Here is a 14,797-nt window from a genome sequence, read left to right on the forward strand (position 1 = left end):
AATGAAGGCAGTGGCGTGCGGCTATTTGCCGCTGCCCGCCACGCTGTCACCACCGCGACTGAGCAGATAGGCCAGCAGCACCGGCACCATGGTGACCAGCATGACCAGCATCGCCACCACATTGGTGACCGGCACATCGCGGGGCCGGGTCAGCTGGTTGAGCAGCCACAGCGGCAGCGGTTTCTCATGTCCGGCAGTAAAGGTGGTAACGATCAGCTCATCGAAGGACAGGGCAAAGGCCAGCATGCCACCGGCCAGCAGCGCTGAGCTGAGGTTGGGCAGAATGATGTAGCGGAAGGTCTGCCAGCCATCGGCGCCGAGATCCATCGACGCCTCGATCAGGCTGTAGGAGGTACGGCGAAAGCGCGCCACCACGTTGTTGTAGACGATCACCACACAGAAGGTGGCATGGCCGATCACGATGGTCAGCACACCCGGCTCGATGCCCAGCTGCTTGAAGCCATTGAGCAGTGCCAGACCGGTGATGATGCCGGGCAGGGCAATGGGCAACACCATCATCAGGGTCAGGCTTTCCTTGCCGAAAAACGAGCGCCGGTACAGCGCCGCTGCCGCCAGCGTGCCCAGCACCATGGCAATCACGGTGGCCAGACAGGCAATCTTCAGTGACAGACCGATAGCCTCCAGCACGTCTTCGCGGCCAAAGGCGACGCTGAACCAGTGCAGGGTGAAGCCCTTGGGCGGAAAGCTGAATGCCGCCTCTTCGGTGTTGAAGGCGTACAGCAGGATGATCAGGATGGGGAAGTGCAGGAACACCAGCCCGCCCCAGGCCGCCAGCCGCAGCAGCCAGGAGGGCGACTCCGCGCCGCCCGCGGTGAGATCAGAGCGCATCGAAAGCCCCCATACGTTTGACAATGCTGAGGTAGACCGCGATCAGTACGATAGGCACCAGCGTAAAGGCCGCCGCCATCGGCATATTGCCGATCGCTCCCTGCTGGGCATAGACCATGGAGCCGAGGAAGTAGCCGGGCGGGCCGACCAGCTGCGGCACGATGTAGTCCCCCAGGGTCAGCGAAAAGGTGAAGATGGAACCCGCTGCCACTCCCGGCACCGCCAGCGGCAGGATCACATGCAGCAGGGTCTGACGCGGTGTAGCACCGAGATCGGCGGAGGCCTGCAGCACCGAAGGCGGCAGCCGCTCCAGCACAGCCTGAATGGGCAGAATCATGAACGGCAGCCAGATATAGGTGAACACCAGAAAGCGGCCAAGGTTCGAGGTCGACAGCGTCTTGCCGCCGATGCCCGGCAGCTGCAACAGCGCATCCACCACGCCATCCAGATGCAGCAGACTGGCGAACCAGTACAGCACGCCGTCCTTCGACAGCAGCAGCGTCCAGGCATAGACCTTGACGATATAACTGGCCCACATCGGCAGCATCACCCCGATATAGAACACCGCCTTCATCCGCTCGCTGCAGCAGCGGGCCATGTAGTAGGCAACGGGAAAGGCCAGCAGGGCGCTGAACAGCGTGACGGCGATGGCCATGCCCAGCGTGCGCAGAATGATGTCGTAGTTGGCCGGCTGGAACAGGTTGACGAAATTCTGCAAGGTCAGGTCGGTGCTGACCGTCATGGTGAAGTCGTCAAAGGTATAGAAGCCCTGCCATAGCAGGCTCAGCAGCGAGCCGATGTAGATAATGCCGAACCACAACAGCGGCGGGGTCAGCAACAGCAGCAGATAGAAGTTGGGCCGCCGGTACAGCATCGAGGCGATACGCCGCATGGGCGTCGGTGCAGACGGTGGCGTCATGCTCAGAGTCCTGTCCATGGGATCATCCCGCCAGCGGTTCATGCAGGCTCACCATGGCCTGCCGTGACCAGCGCGCCAGCAGGGGCTGACCGGGTTGTGGCAGGCTGTCCTGTTCCGCGGCAAAGGCATTGGCGCAGCTGACCGTCAGGCTGTCGCCATTGTCGAGCCGCAGCTCAAAACGGGTAGCAGCCCCCTGATACTGCACGTCCTGCAGCACCCCGCGTACCTGCACCTCATCCGCTGCCAGTGGCAGTTGCTGATCAGCCAGCCGGATATGTTCAGGGCGGATGGAGAAGGGCCGCTGCTGGCCCGTCAGTGCCAGTGCCATTTCACCGCGCAGCACGTTGGACGTGCCGACAAACTCGGCAACAAACGGGGTAGCCGGCTGCATATACAGATTGCGCGGCGTATCCACCTGCTCGATGCGGCCACGATTGAACACCGCGACCCGGTCCGACATGGACAGCGCTTCGCTCTGATCATGGGTAACGAAGATAAAAGTGATACCCAGCTGGCGCTGCAGCTTCTTCAGCTCGCTCTGCATCTGCTCACGCAGCTTGAGATCAAGTGCGCCCAGCGGTTCATCCAGTAACAGCACCCGCGGCCGGTTGACCAGCGCCCGGGCCAGTGCCACACGCTGACGCTGACCGCCGGACAGCTGGGCCGGTTTGCGCTGACCAAAGCCATCGAGCGCCACCATCGCCAGTGCCTCTTCGGCACGCTGATAGCGCTCGGTCTTGCCCACGCCCTTGACCTTGAGGCCGTAGGCAACGTTATCCAGCACCTGCATGTGCGGGAACAGCGCATAGTCCTGAAACACCGTATTCACGTCACGCTGGTAGGGCGGTAAACCGGTGGCTTCGCTGCCATGGATGCGGATACTGCCGCTGCTGGGCTGCTCAAAACCGGCAATCAGCCGCAGGCAGGTGGTCTTGCCGGAGCCGGAAGGCCCGAGCATGGAAAAGAATTCGCCTTCGGCGATAGTGATGGAGACGTCATCCACGGCCTTGACCGCACCGTAGTGGCGGGACACATGGGTAAACTGCACTGCACTCATGATTTAACCTCAGTCGCCACGTTATCCCGCCAGCGGGCAGAACGTGGACAGCCTTTTCGTCAGCCATGCTGACCCGCTCAAGCCACCCGGCGGCATCGCTGCGCGCCGGGCCTTTGCCTGTCTCTGCGTGACCAGTCGCCGGTCGGTCAGGCGGCTAGCGCCCGCCCATGATGGCGATGTAATCCTGCGTCCAGCGGCTGTAGGGCACACACTGGCCTTCGGCTTCGCATTTGCTGGTCGGCGTCTTCCAGAACGCGATCTTGTCGAACTGCTCGAAGCCATTGGCTTTGCAACCCTCTGCACCAAGCAGGTCGTTGTCCTTGCAGGCCGCCGGTACCGCAGGCACCGAACCGAACCAGGCGGCAACGTCACCCTGTACCTTGGGGGTAATCGACCAGCTCAGCCATTTGTAGGCACAGACAGGGTGGGCAGCATCGGTCGCCAGCATGGTGGTATCGGCCCAGCCGGTCACGCCTTCCTTGGGAAAGACGGTGGCAATCGGCTGACCTTCGGCGATCAGGGCATTGGCCTGGAAGGGCCAGGCACTGGAGGCCACCACGCCTTCGTTCTTGAAATCACTCATCTGTACGTTGTAGTCATGCCAGTAACGGTGAATCAGATCATGCTGGCCACGCAGCAGTTCCAGCACCGCCGCATACTGGGTGTCGTTCAGTTCGTAGGGATCCTTGATGCCGAGCTCAGGCTGATGGGCTTTCAGGTACAGCGCCGCATCGGCGATATAGATCGGGCCGTCATAGGCCTGCACCCGGCCTTTGTTGCTCTTGCCATCGGGCAGGGTCATCTCTTTGAACACCACGTCCCAGCTGTCAGGCGCGCTGGTAAAAGTCTTGGTGTTGTACATCAGCAGGTTGGGGCCCCACTGGAAAGGCACGCCGTAATGTTCGCCGTTAACGGTGAACCAGGGCGCATCCTTGAGGCGGTCATCGACCCCGGCATAATCACCGACCAGTGTGAGATTGACCGGTTGTACCCGCTTACCGTAGATCAGCCGCAAGGACGCATCGCCTGATGCCGTCACCAGATCGTAGCCGCCCTTGGCCATCAGGCTGACCATCTCGTCCGAAGTGGCGGCGGTTTTGACGTTGACCTGACAGCCGCTGTCTTTCTCGAACTGGGTCACCCAGTCATAGGCCTTGTCGGTGTCGCCGCGTTCGATGTAACCGGGCCAGGCGACAATATCCACGCGGCCCTCACCCTTGCCCAGTGACTGCAAAGGTTCGGCGGCCTGGACACTGGCAGCGGCCAGCAGCAGGGTAGTCAGGGTACTGAGCGCAAAGGTTGCTTTTGCCATGGTGATATCCCCTATCAGAACGGTAAATGCGATCGTTGATGCCCGCCGTGCAGCCCGATGGCCGTACAACACAGCGGCGCTCTGGCGCGCCATACCTGACAAGCAGGACATGGACACGTTGTAAGCAAACCAGTCACCCACAGGGGGCGAACCATCCAACTCAATGACAGGACAGGCGCAGTAACTGCGCCGGGACAGGGCGGTAACGCTAATAAGCCATCAGTGTTTGTTGTTATTGGTGCTGGCTGCGCGGGTTCGCGGCACATTCGCAGAGCGCACGGCGACCCGTTGTTGACAGGGAAAGACTAGTCGGCCCCTGTAAGACATAGCAAATTGTTAATACGGAATGCAGCATTCGAAAAAATCGATACCTGCAAAACCACCGTCTGTGCTAGAACCTAGCAGGCCGCAGCGCTCCCTTCCGGGTGGCTGAATGCGCTATCGAACGCCCTTGTTTGCTGTTGGGAAGCCTTACCCGCCATGATGACCCTGCGCCAGATCCGTTATTTCATTGCCATCGCCGAAACCGGTTCGATCTCGGCGGCAGCGGCGGCGGTGCATATTTCGCAGTCAACCCTGACCACGGCTCTCAAGCAGCTGGAGGATGACCTTGGCGCGGTGCTGTTCAGTCGTCATGCCAAGGGGATGCAGCTCACCCATCAGGGCCATCAGTTTCTGCGTCAGGCCCATCTGATTCTGGCGTCGGTAGACAATGCCCGGCGCAGCCTGCGGCAGAGCACTGACAGTGTCAGCGGTCAGCTCAATATCGGCGTGACCAGTCTGGTAGCGGGCTACTATCTGGCCGATCTGCTGTCGCGCTTCCAGCGCATCTATCATCAGGTCGATATCCGCGTGGTCGAGGATGATCGCGCCTATATCGAACATCTGCTGGTCAGCGGCGAGCTGGATATCGGCGTACTGATCCTCAGCCAGCTGGATTACCGCAGCGCCCTCAACAGCGAAATTCTGACCCACTCGCCCTATCGCCTGTGGCTGCCGCCGCAGCATACCTTCCTTGATCTCGACAGCATCAGCCTCACCGACCTGCAGCAGGAACCCCTGATCATGCTCAGCGTGGATGAAATGGAGGAGCGGGTGCGGGCACTGTGGCAGCGGGCGCCGGGCAAACCCTGGGTCAGCATGCGCAGCGCTTCGGTGGAAGCGGTACGCAGTCTGGTGGCGGCCGGTATGGGTCTGGCGCTGATGCCGGACATGACCTACCGGCCCTGGTCGGTAGAAGGTGATGTGGTGGAAGCCCGTCCGGTGGTGGAAGTGGCCGATACACTGGATATCGGTCTGGCCTGGCGCCGTGGCCGTGCCCGCACCGAGCTGATCGATCATTTCCTGGCGGTGGCCCGCGAACCGCGTCCCAGCGCCCAGTCCATTATCAAACATCCCCGTCTGCGCACTCTGGAGGAACGCGAATGAGCCCTGCAAGCGAACTGGAAACCCGTCTGCTGATCGACGGCGAGCGGGTGGCAGGCGAGGGCCCGCACGAGGCCATCATCAATCCGCGTACCGGCGAACCGATTCTGAGTGTGGCCGAAGCCTCGATTGAGCAGCTGGATGCCGCCGTCGCAGCAGCCAGAAGCGCCTTCAAAAGCTGGTCGAAAACCTCACCACTACAGCGCGCCAGTGTCCTGCTGGCCATTGCCGATGCGATTGAAGCCGAAGGCGAAAGCCTGGCGCAGCGGGAGTCCCTCAACTGCGGCAAGCCGCTGCATCTGGTACGACGTGATGAAATCCCGGCGGCGGCGGACGTCTTTCGCTTTTTTGCCGGAGCGGTGCGCAATCAGTACGGCCCGGTAGCAGGGGAATACCTGCCCGGTTACACCAGCATGGTGCGCCGTGACCCGCTCGGCGTAATCGGCTCCATCGCCCCCTGGAACTATCCGCTGATGATGGCCGCCTGGAAACTGGCGCCCGCGCTGGCGGCAGGCAATACCCTGGTCTTCAAGCCCTCGGAACAGACCCCGCTGACCACACTGGCACTGGCGGGCCTGCTGGCCGAGCGGCTGCCTCGCGGTGTGGTCAACATTCTGACCGGTCGCGGCGACAGTATCGGCAGCCCGCTGGTAGCCCATCGTGGTATCCGTATGGCCTCGCTGACCGGTGACATCACGACAGGTCAGAAGGTGCTGCAGGCCGCCGTACGTACGGTCAAGCGCACCCACCTTGAGCTGGGCGGCAAGGCGCCGGTGATCGTCCTTAACGATGCCGATCTGCAGCAGGTGGTGGAGGGCATTCGCACCTATGGCTACTACAATGCCGGGCAGGACTGCACCGCTGCCTGTCAGGTGTTTGCCGAGCAGGGTATTCACGATCAGCTGGTCAGCGCGCTGGCCGATGCTGTCAGCAGCCTGCGTTACGGGCAGGACGATGACAGCCGCAACGAACTGGGGCCACTGATCAGCGAACGCCAGCGCAACAGCGTGGCCAGCTTTGTTGAGAGAGCGCTGGAGCAGGACCATATCGAGGCGGTGTGCGGCGGTGCCATCCCCGCCCGCCCGGGCTTCTACTATCAGCCGACCTTGCTGGTGGGCGCCCGCCACGACGATGAGATTACCCAGCGTGAAGTGTTTGGCCCGGTGGTCAGCATCACCCGCTGCGAAGACGCCAGCCAGGCGCTGGACTGGGCCAATGACTCGGAATATGGCCTGGCATCCTCGGTCTGGACCCGAGATATCGGCAAGGCCATGGCCCTGTCAAGCCAGCTGCAATACGGCAGCACCTGGATCAACAGCCACTTTATGCTGCCCAGTGAAATGCCCCACGGCGGCGTGAAGCGCTCAGGCTACGGCAAGGATCTCTCGGTCTATTCGCTGGATGATTACAGCGCTGTACGGCATATCATGGTGAGGCATTGAGAGTGTGGAGAGGCGTATACCTCTGCCGGCAAAGTGCATGTCACGAATCCGGCTTTACCGTTTCAAGCTCACCCAGCTTTTCCCGCAACAGATCCAGAATGTCATGTTGCGGGGACAACCGGCACAGGTGCTGACAAAACTCACGTGCACCTGCTAGCAGCGCCTGACAGAATACGTCTTTCTCCAGAATCGCAGCTTTCACACTGTTAGCACGGATCTCAAACTGGAAGTGGCCCGCATCCATTTCTACCCCTGTCACCCGAATGGCCTGATCAGGAAAGGAGAAAGCAAAGTGCCCTTCTTTCTTCAGTAAAAGTGCAGCATCAAGAAAATCCAGCCACAACTCATCGATATAGTCCCACATTGACAATGAAATAAATGCTTCATTATCAATGCTGAGCGTCATCGCGCCTTCGATATAGAGATTATCTGGCAAGCAATAGGGCAATGGCGCGCTACATTGGTCCAGACTGATCAAGTTATTTTCGTATCTAATATAACTAGCAATTATAATCATCTACCAAAACACTAAAACCAATCTTAATAAAAAGACAGATATTCAAATTTCATTGAGGACACTTAAAACGTGTTTATATTTTTCCTGATGCGGAATAATTTTCCCCAATTTCTCAAAAAATTCCAAAGCAGACATTTTTAAAGCGTACAGATACTCATCTATTCGAACTGTTTCACTTACTGAAGAATGACATTTAACAGTAATGCTTAACCAGTTCTCATCAACTGGAGAAAAGGAAACTTCTATAGGCTGGTCGGGGAAACAGCACCCGTAGGGCTTATTATTTTTTATACAGCCCACCCCATCTACAAGATAAGCGAGCAGTTGGTCTATGTAATTCCACATTGTTTTATCCATAAGGACCACACCGTTAGCTTTAAGCTCTATGGCCCCCTCAATATAGTTCAGATCAACTATTTCCCCGGCATACTCATTACAAGGATAAAAACTCTCCCCGTTCTTAAAAAAACATTGAATTTCAACCACTGGCGACCTCTGCACGCTTTCTGTTTCACCTTCTGGAAAATTTGACTATTGCTTCAAATACTTTATTCGGCCCATAAAGGGGTTATCTGATACGGTGCATTGCGCAACAGAGGGTATTTTCCAGTTGTGATAGACAGCAAGTCTCAATCATCCGTCCACATATCGATAAACAGGCTGTCATCCTGTTTTTCTGCAAGCCAGAAAAAGAAATCCTCAAATCGCGATGTCATCCAGGGATCAATTTCATCCACCTCTGGTGGCGAATAATCATGAACAATGGCAGCGCCATCCGGCATCGATAGATGGAAAGTATGGCTCCCGTTATGTTCGATGACACGGGCAGTCCATACCTTATTGATAAACTGGAACTTCTTCTCATTCACAAAGAGATAGGGGCCATTTTTACTGGAGACAACACCGATAAATACGCCATCCATATTTTCATAAAGTGCCATCTTACGTTTTGTCACAGAGCCATCATTACTTACTTCACGCACCGGACCATTATTCTCATCGTATTCGAGCAAGTATTTCTTCTCATTTATTTTTCCGACGTAAAGCATGCCATATCTCCAGAGTATTAAAATACTTAGGAAAAATTCGACAACAGGAAACTTCGAAATTTTTCAGGTGCAAGCATTAGTACTTCGTCAGAACTATTTCCCTGACTTCTCAGCTCATCGACCACAGCTTCAAAGAAGTAGTAACTGTCATCTGATGCTCCAAAAACCTCTTTATTGGCCCTTAAAAAATCATTCAAAACATTGCCCGGCTTATTGTTAACTATATACCTACCTAAATCCTCATAGGCAGATATGATTAAGTCATCCTCTACAACAGACTGAATTGAACCTAAATTTTTTATTGCATCATCAACTTCAGTCTTAGAGAGCAATAAAGACTGTGTCATATTTTGCACTATTTCATTAAATACTTTAGTACGCAATTGCATCATCAATATCCTTCAAAAGCTCTTTTGCAAACTGTACATCTTTAGAAAGGTAAGGGAAGGATCCCGGAGGCTGATTATCAGCATTACGAATAAAGTCGATAAGCCTCTTCCGCATCTCTAATGCCTTTGTTAAGTGTCCAGTTGGGGACAGCAATATACCTGTATCTTTCTCATATCTAACAGCATCACCTAACCCACCATTACCTATGCGATTGCCAGTTTTAGACTTCCCATAATATGAAGTCAGGATGCCCTCTAACTTTTCACTTTCTGCTTTTCTGTATGTTGGGCCAAGACCTCTGCCAGGCAGGCCTTTCACACTAGCATCTATCACTCCTGTGCTTTGAGGCAGACCATTCCCTGGCCCGCCCGCCATTGCCATCTGTGGCGAACCCAGCAGATCCCCCACCGCTTCAGCCATATCGTCCAGCTTGCCTTTGGCAGTCTGTAACAGGGGGTCGACCAGCGCTTTGGCTTTGCTGGCCATGGCGCTGGCGGCATCGGCAGCCTTGCCCAGCACATTGACGGCCTTCTTGCCTTTGGTCAGCAATTTGCCGCCGGGGATCAGCCCAAGCAGGATTCCGCCTGCTTCGGTAAGCCGGTCGACCGGCTCCCCGGTGACCAGATCCTCACCGGTCACGACCTGTGCAATCGACTTCAGCGAGCCTACGCCCGGCAGCAGATCAGCAATTACTGAACCTGCGCTGGCCAGCAGCCCCGGTTCGGTGCCGTTGCCAGCCACCTCTTCCAGCGCTTCGGCACAGAGACCCAGAGGATCGATCCAGCTGATCGGGTTGGGTGCATAGCGGTAGGGGTTCAGCCCGCCCAGCAGACCAATCGGGTCCTGACTGATAAAGCGCCCTGTCGCGGGGTCAAAGTATCGATAGCGTTGATAGTGCAGGCCACTCTCGTCATCACAGTACTGTCCCTGCAGGCGCAGGGGGTTGCGGATGCCCGCCTGCAGAATCACGGCCTGCCCCCAGGCATCCAGCTGCGCGCGCCAGACGCTGTTGCCCTGTTGATCCAGCAGGGCAAACGGGGCGCCGCGATGGTCGAGCAGATAGTGATAGACCTCACCGTTGTCGATCAGCAGCAGCGGCCGGTGGCTGTCCTGCTGCGGCTGGTCGGGCAGGGGTTCATAGATATACCAGCGATAGCGCCCGTCGGTACTTTCACCGATCAGCTGATTGCCGCTCCAGTAATAAAAGGTCCGCTGTCGGCTCAGCAGGCGCCGGGTCCAGGTGGCAGGGTCTTCGCCATCCTCTTCTTCTCGCACCAGCTGGTAACGGGCGACGTCCTTGCACACCCGCCGGCCCAGCGGGTCGTAGTGATAGACCGCCGTATAGTCCGCTCCCTGCACTTCACGCAACTGGTTGAGGCCATCAAATACCCGCCGTTGCAGCAGTTCTCCCGCAACGGAATAAACCGCGGTCTGATTTCCGCGCTCATCATGATGAAAGCGCCGGTTTCCCAGCAGGGTCAGGCGATCATGGGTGGCCTCAGCCGGTAAACCATTGAAATGTGTCGGGTTACCCCAGCTGTCGAAAACATAGGCGCGGCGTTGCTCCGCCCCCTCACTGTCCAAGTACAGCTCTTCTGTCAGCTGTCGCAGGGCATCATAGCCATAGCGCACCGAGCCGAGTTCGCTGTCGTCGACCTGCTGCAGCTGCTGATGCAGGCCGTAGTGATAGTCACGCTGGCACCCCTGAGTGTGCTGCGTCAGCAGGCGATTACGACAGTCATAGCCCTGACGGAGTAACGCCCCGGCCGGTGCAGTGCTGGTCTCGCCAGCGTACCGTTCCTCTTCACTGCCGAAGGCATTCAGGCTGCGGCTGAGCACCCGCTGCCCCTGATAGCTCAGGCCGGTCAGGCGGTGGAAATGATCATAGTGACGGGTCAGCTGCGATCCGTCTGCCAGCTGCAGGTGTTGCAGGCGGCCCTGAGCATCGTACTGCCAGCCCAGCCGCCACTCGTGCAGTTCGTGCATGCCGTCTTTGATCCAGCCCTGCGCCGCACTCAGGCGATTGTCGGGCAGCCACTGCTGCGCCAGACGGGCGGCCTCGTTATGGGCACCGGTCAGACGGCTGCGCTGATCATAATGGTAGTCATCACTGCTGTCGGGCTGTGGTTGGCGGCTGCCCAGATAGGTATGGCGACGCACCATGTTGCCCAGCGCATCACGCTGCAGCTCGATACGCACCGTGTCCGCATAGCCCGCCTTGCCTTCACGTATCTCCAGCAGCTGACCACCGGGGCTCCAGCGATAGTGGCGCTGACGCTCATCGAAATGTTCACTTTGGATCAGTCGCTGACAGGCATCGTAATGCAGACGGTAGAAGGCATGGTCGCTGCGTAACAGACCGGTCAGCTGGCGCAGCGTGTCATAGCTGAGATGCAGACTGCTGCCATCGGCCTGGGTCAGAGCACTGGGCTGGTAATGGCCGTTGTAGCTGATCTGCTCGATGCTGCCATCAGCTGCGGTGAGCTGTACCAGTCGCCCGGCGTCGTCATAGCGATAGCGGGTATGCTCGGCCAGCGCCTTGTCACCCAGCGGGAAGCGGCTACAGCGCTCGATCTGGCCGTTGTTGCCGTAGAGATAGCTGATGACTTCACCCGCGGGGGTGAGCAGGGCGTTCAGCTGCCCCTGCGGGGTGTAGCTGTACTTCCACACCGCCGGGCCCTGTTGTGCCACCAGCGGACAGCCGGGCTGGTTATGGAACTCCGGCTCGCCCACCTTGCGCACCGTATTGACGCGGTAGCCAAACGCCAGCGGAATCTGCCCGGCACCCTGCAGCTGGCTCAGCACCTGAGCCGGGCTGTCGTACTGATAACGCACGCTGCGCGCCTGTGCTGACGGCGCCTGCAGCTCATCCAGCGCCACGCCCTGCCGTTCTTCCAGCAACAGGCCACTGGCATCGAAGCTACGCACGAAGTGGAAGCCAAGCGCATCTGCCGTCGCAATACGCTGGCCGAGATCGTTGTAACGATGGTACAGATGCTGCTCGCCGTGACGTTCTTCGCTCAGGCGGCCCAGCTCATCGTAGCAATAGCGGTGATGATGACCATCCGCATCAATATGCAGACACAGCCGCTGCTGCTCGTCGTAGTGGTACTGCTCCTCACCGCCATCCGGTGCCACTCGCCGCTGCAGCTGCCAGTCGGGGGTGTAGTGATACTGCCACTGCTGGCCGTCTGCCTGAGTAACCTGCGCCTGCCGCTGCGCCTCGTCATACAGCATGCGGTAGTGAAAGGACTTGTCGTCGCCGTACTGCTCAACACAACGACTATGGATGCCGCCACCCTGCCACAGCAGGTGGTGGACGTAGCCACTGGGCAGGGTGCGACGGGTCAGCAGCCCCTGCTCATATTCGTAGTGTTCGGTGCGCCCATGCTGGTCAGTGGCACTCAGCAGCTCGCCGTCAGCGCTGTAGGTGTAGCGGGCGACCACTGCCACGCGCTCGGCCTGATCATCATTGTCCGGGTCATCTCCCAGCCGGAAGTGATGCACCTGCAGCAGATGATGACGGTGATCCGGCGAGTTCGGATCCTGCTTTTTGGCGTCATGCCTGCCCGGCTCATAGTAGAGCCGCAGTTCGAGACGCTGATCCAGCCGGATACGCTGCAGCCGCTGCTGCTCGTTGTAGTGGCAGCGCCAGCTGCTGGTATGGGGCGTCAGCCACAGGTGCAGACGCCAGGGGCCGCTGCGTTTATGGCGGCGAAAGCTTTTCAGGTGGCCATCGGCAAAGTAGATCACCAGCTCATCGTCACCACGATGTGCCTCGAAACGGCGGCTGAGACGTAACCCTTCCGCCATCTGATAGCTGATGCCGCCGGTGCCGACCATGCTGAAGGCAATGCGGCGTCCGTCTTCGTCGACATAGATCAGCTTGTCACTGTCCTGACCGCGACCTTCTTCAATCCGTACATGAAAGGGTGTGCGCCAGCCGCGCCCCATCCCCAGATCGACATCACTCAGGCGTGAGCGATAGAGGCGCTGCCAGAGCAGACCATCCTTGCCGGGCAGGCGCGCATCCACCAGTCGCAGCACTTCCTCGCCACTGCTGAGGGAAACCGGATCACCCAGATAATCCTGTTCATCCAGCGGTACATCGCAGGCCGTCACCACGATGGGGGGCAGCTCCATCACCTCAGCACCGGTCAGATTCATGGCCACCGTGCCCAGAGCACTGAAGCCATCATCCGCCATGTTCTTCACCTGCGCGGCGATACCCAGCCCCCCTGCTACCTGACTGAAGGCCGTACTGGGGCCCGCCGTCGCCAGAGGATTGAAGCCGCCGGTGAGGCCACCACTCTCACCACCGGCCATAAAACCGGCGGGTAACGCCACTGCTTTGGGGATGATGGCGGCATATCCGCGACCATGGCTGTTGCTGGTGGGGGCAGGGTTACTGGCAAAAAGATAAAGTCGGCCCTGATCGACCGCAGAAGCCGCCGCCTGTGCCAGCTGAGCCGTGCTGGTGCGGCTGGCAGCACTGTCGCCAATGGCGTCCAGAGCCATATTCAGGGCCTGACGGGCAGTCTCGGGCAGGTCCTGCAGGCGTGCAGCAGGGACGCGGGGTAATCCGGGGGCACAACTGGGGGAATCAGTCAGCACCAGTACCGTACCGGTACGGTCCTGAAAGGAAATATGCAGCATAGGCACTCCATGTACCTCAGGCTATCCATACAACGCAGCCTGGACGCAGAACAATCTGACAGATCAGCAGGGCCGGGGCGCTATCCATTGCCGGTTCCTGTTGACCAAAAAAGAAGCGCAGGGAGTGTAGGGACAAGGTCAAGGGAGTGTCAACGGCAGCGAGCCTTTTGCCTGCTGCCGGGTGAACGTAGGTGGATGTACTGACCGCTACACCGACGGCAGATAGATCACCAGCATCATCAGCGCCAGCAGGGCAATGGCCACCTCTTCGAGCAGAGTGAACAGCGACAGCCTCACGCCCAGCAGACGGCCAAGATGGGGGCAGCCAATATCCAGCCCGCGAATCAGCGCGTCACAAATACCCAGCGCACTGAAGCTCAGCAGCGTCGCCGTGGCGATATACATGATTTCCGGCTGATAGTGACTGAGCAGACCGATGCCCAGCACGACCTCCAGTGCCGGATAGAGGTAGGCATAAAGGCGCAGGTGCCTGCCGAGAAAATCGAAGCGGGTGAAGTTGCTGACAAAGTTGTCCAGATCAAACACCTTGAACATCGCCATCAGCAACAGCAGCAGGCCGACAAAGTCATGCAGCCAGCCGAGCATTTCCCAGGGGCCGGGATAGGCCCATTGTTTGGCACTGGCAGCCAGTGCCGTCAGCATGATCACCGCCAGCAGCGGGATACCATCCTGCAGCCGGGCAGGGCTGGCAGCAGGGGAAACAGGGGGCTTCGTCATAGTGGCCATGGCTGATTTGTCATAGCTGTGGTCCATAGGCAACTCCTCAGGCGGCGTTTCTGCAGAGGGGGTCGGCCGGAGACTGCAGCGGTGGATGAGACTGCAGGACAGCGGGAACAGAAAACGACAGAGAACGAAAACAAACAGTGATCAGGCAACGTGTGCTGAAGCATGACCACGTTCTAACAGGCTGTTGAAAAACGTTATCGAGGCAGCCGAGACAAGGAAAAAACAGGCGAAAAAGCGGAGTTTAGTGAACTAAATGAGCATTTGACTCGCTCCGCTCAACCCTTCGGGGCCGTGCTAAAGCACGTTCAGCCTTTGGCTGTGAGCCTGCTTTTGACGCAGTATTCGGCAACGCAGATAGATTTTCAACGACCTGTTAAAACGCATCGCTACCGGACTACTCCAGCAACAATAAACCCTCTGGCAGGATGGCCTGA

The 14,797-nt window shown here is 58.3% G+C and carries 12 protein-coding genes; 2 read left to right on the plus strand and 10 right to left on the minus strand.

Features of this window, described 5'->3' with window-relative positions:
• Positions 1–21: 21 nt before the first annotated feature.
• From WH50_RS09925 to ydcS, 4 genes are all read right to left on the minus strand, one after another.
• Complete coding sequence (locus WH50_RS09925; RefSeq protein WP_104154737.1) at positions 22–849, minus strand: ABC transporter permease; 828 nt, start codon at positions 847–849, stop codon at positions 22–24.
• A complete protein-coding gene (locus WH50_RS09930; protein ID WP_110187165.1) occupies positions 839–1,786 on the minus strand; it encodes an ABC transporter permease in 948 nt (315 codons plus the stop codon). The genes WH50_RS09925 and WH50_RS09930 overlap by 11 nt, the downstream gene beginning before the upstream one ends.
• A 4-nt stretch (positions 1,787–1,790) precedes the next feature.
• Positions 1,791–2,825, minus strand: coding sequence for an ABC transporter ATP-binding protein (locus WH50_RS09935; RefSeq protein ID WP_110187154.1), 1,035 nt, complete (start codon positions 2,823–2,825; stop codon positions 1,791–1,793).
• 154 nt (positions 2,826–2,979) lie between these two features.
• Complete coding sequence (gene ydcS / locus WH50_RS09940; RefSeq protein ID WP_110187166.1) at positions 2,980–4,137, minus strand: putative ABC transporter substrate-binding protein YdcS; 1,158 nt, start codon at positions 4,135–4,137, stop codon at positions 2,980–2,982.
• Between the two features lie 480 nt (positions 4,138–4,617).
• Here ydcS and WH50_RS09945 point away from each other — a divergent pair, with 480 nt between their 5' ends.
• Positions 4,618–5,565 (plus strand): LysR family transcriptional regulator, encoded by a 948-nt coding sequence (locus WH50_RS09945; protein ID WP_104154735.1) that lies wholly within the window; start codon positions 4,618–4,620, stop codon positions 5,563–5,565.
• On the plus strand, positions 5,562–7,004 hold the full coding sequence (locus WH50_RS09950; protein WP_110187155.1) for a gamma-aminobutyraldehyde dehydrogenase: 1,443 nt from the start codon (positions 5,562–5,564) through the stop codon (positions 7,002–7,004). The genes WH50_RS09945 and WH50_RS09950 overlap by 4 nt, the downstream gene beginning before the upstream one ends.
• A gap of 40 nt (positions 7,005–7,044) precedes the next feature.
• On the opposite strand, the gene WH50_RS09955 is transcribed toward WH50_RS09950, so the two are convergent.
• From WH50_RS09955 to WH50_RS09980, 6 genes are all read right to left on the minus strand, one after another.
• The gene (locus WH50_RS09955; RefSeq protein WP_133251292.1) at positions 7,045–7,482 is read right to left on the minus strand and encodes a hypothetical protein; all 438 of its coding nucleotides are present in this window, start codon (positions 7,480–7,482) and stop codon (positions 7,045–7,047) included.
• Positions 7,483–7,563: 81 nt separating this feature from the next.
• Positions 7,564–8,007, minus strand: coding sequence for a hypothetical protein (locus WH50_RS09960; protein WP_110187157.1), 444 nt, complete (start codon positions 8,005–8,007; stop codon positions 7,564–7,566).
• A gap of 143 nt (positions 8,008–8,150) precedes the next feature.
• A complete protein-coding gene (locus WH50_RS09965; protein ID WP_110187158.1) occupies positions 8,151–8,570 on the minus strand; it encodes a hypothetical protein in 420 nt (139 codons plus the stop codon).
• 26 nt (positions 8,571–8,596) lie between these two features.
• Positions 8,597–8,962, minus strand: coding sequence for a hypothetical protein (locus tag WH50_RS09970; protein ID WP_133251293.1), 366 nt, complete (start codon positions 8,960–8,962; stop codon positions 8,597–8,599).
• Positions 8,943–13,616 (minus strand): RHS repeat-associated core domain-containing protein, encoded by a 4,674-nt coding sequence (locus WH50_RS09975; RefSeq protein WP_110187160.1) that lies wholly within the window; start codon positions 13,614–13,616, stop codon positions 8,943–8,945. Before WH50_RS09975 ends, WH50_RS09970 begins: the two co-directional genes overlap by 20 nt.
• Positions 13,617–13,823: 207 nt before the next feature.
• Positions 13,824–14,390, minus strand: a complete 567-nt coding sequence (locus WH50_RS09980; protein ID WP_110187161.1) for a MauE/DoxX family redox-associated membrane protein — start codon at positions 14,388–14,390, stop codon at positions 13,824–13,826.
• Between the last annotated feature and the right edge of the window lie 407 nt (positions 14,391–14,797).

This window comes from Pokkaliibacter plantistimulans, assembly GCF_003194385.1.
In the GTDB taxonomy this organism is placed as follows: domain Bacteria; phylum Pseudomonadota; class Gammaproteobacteria; order Pseudomonadales; family Balneatricaceae; genus Pokkaliibacter; species Pokkaliibacter plantistimulans.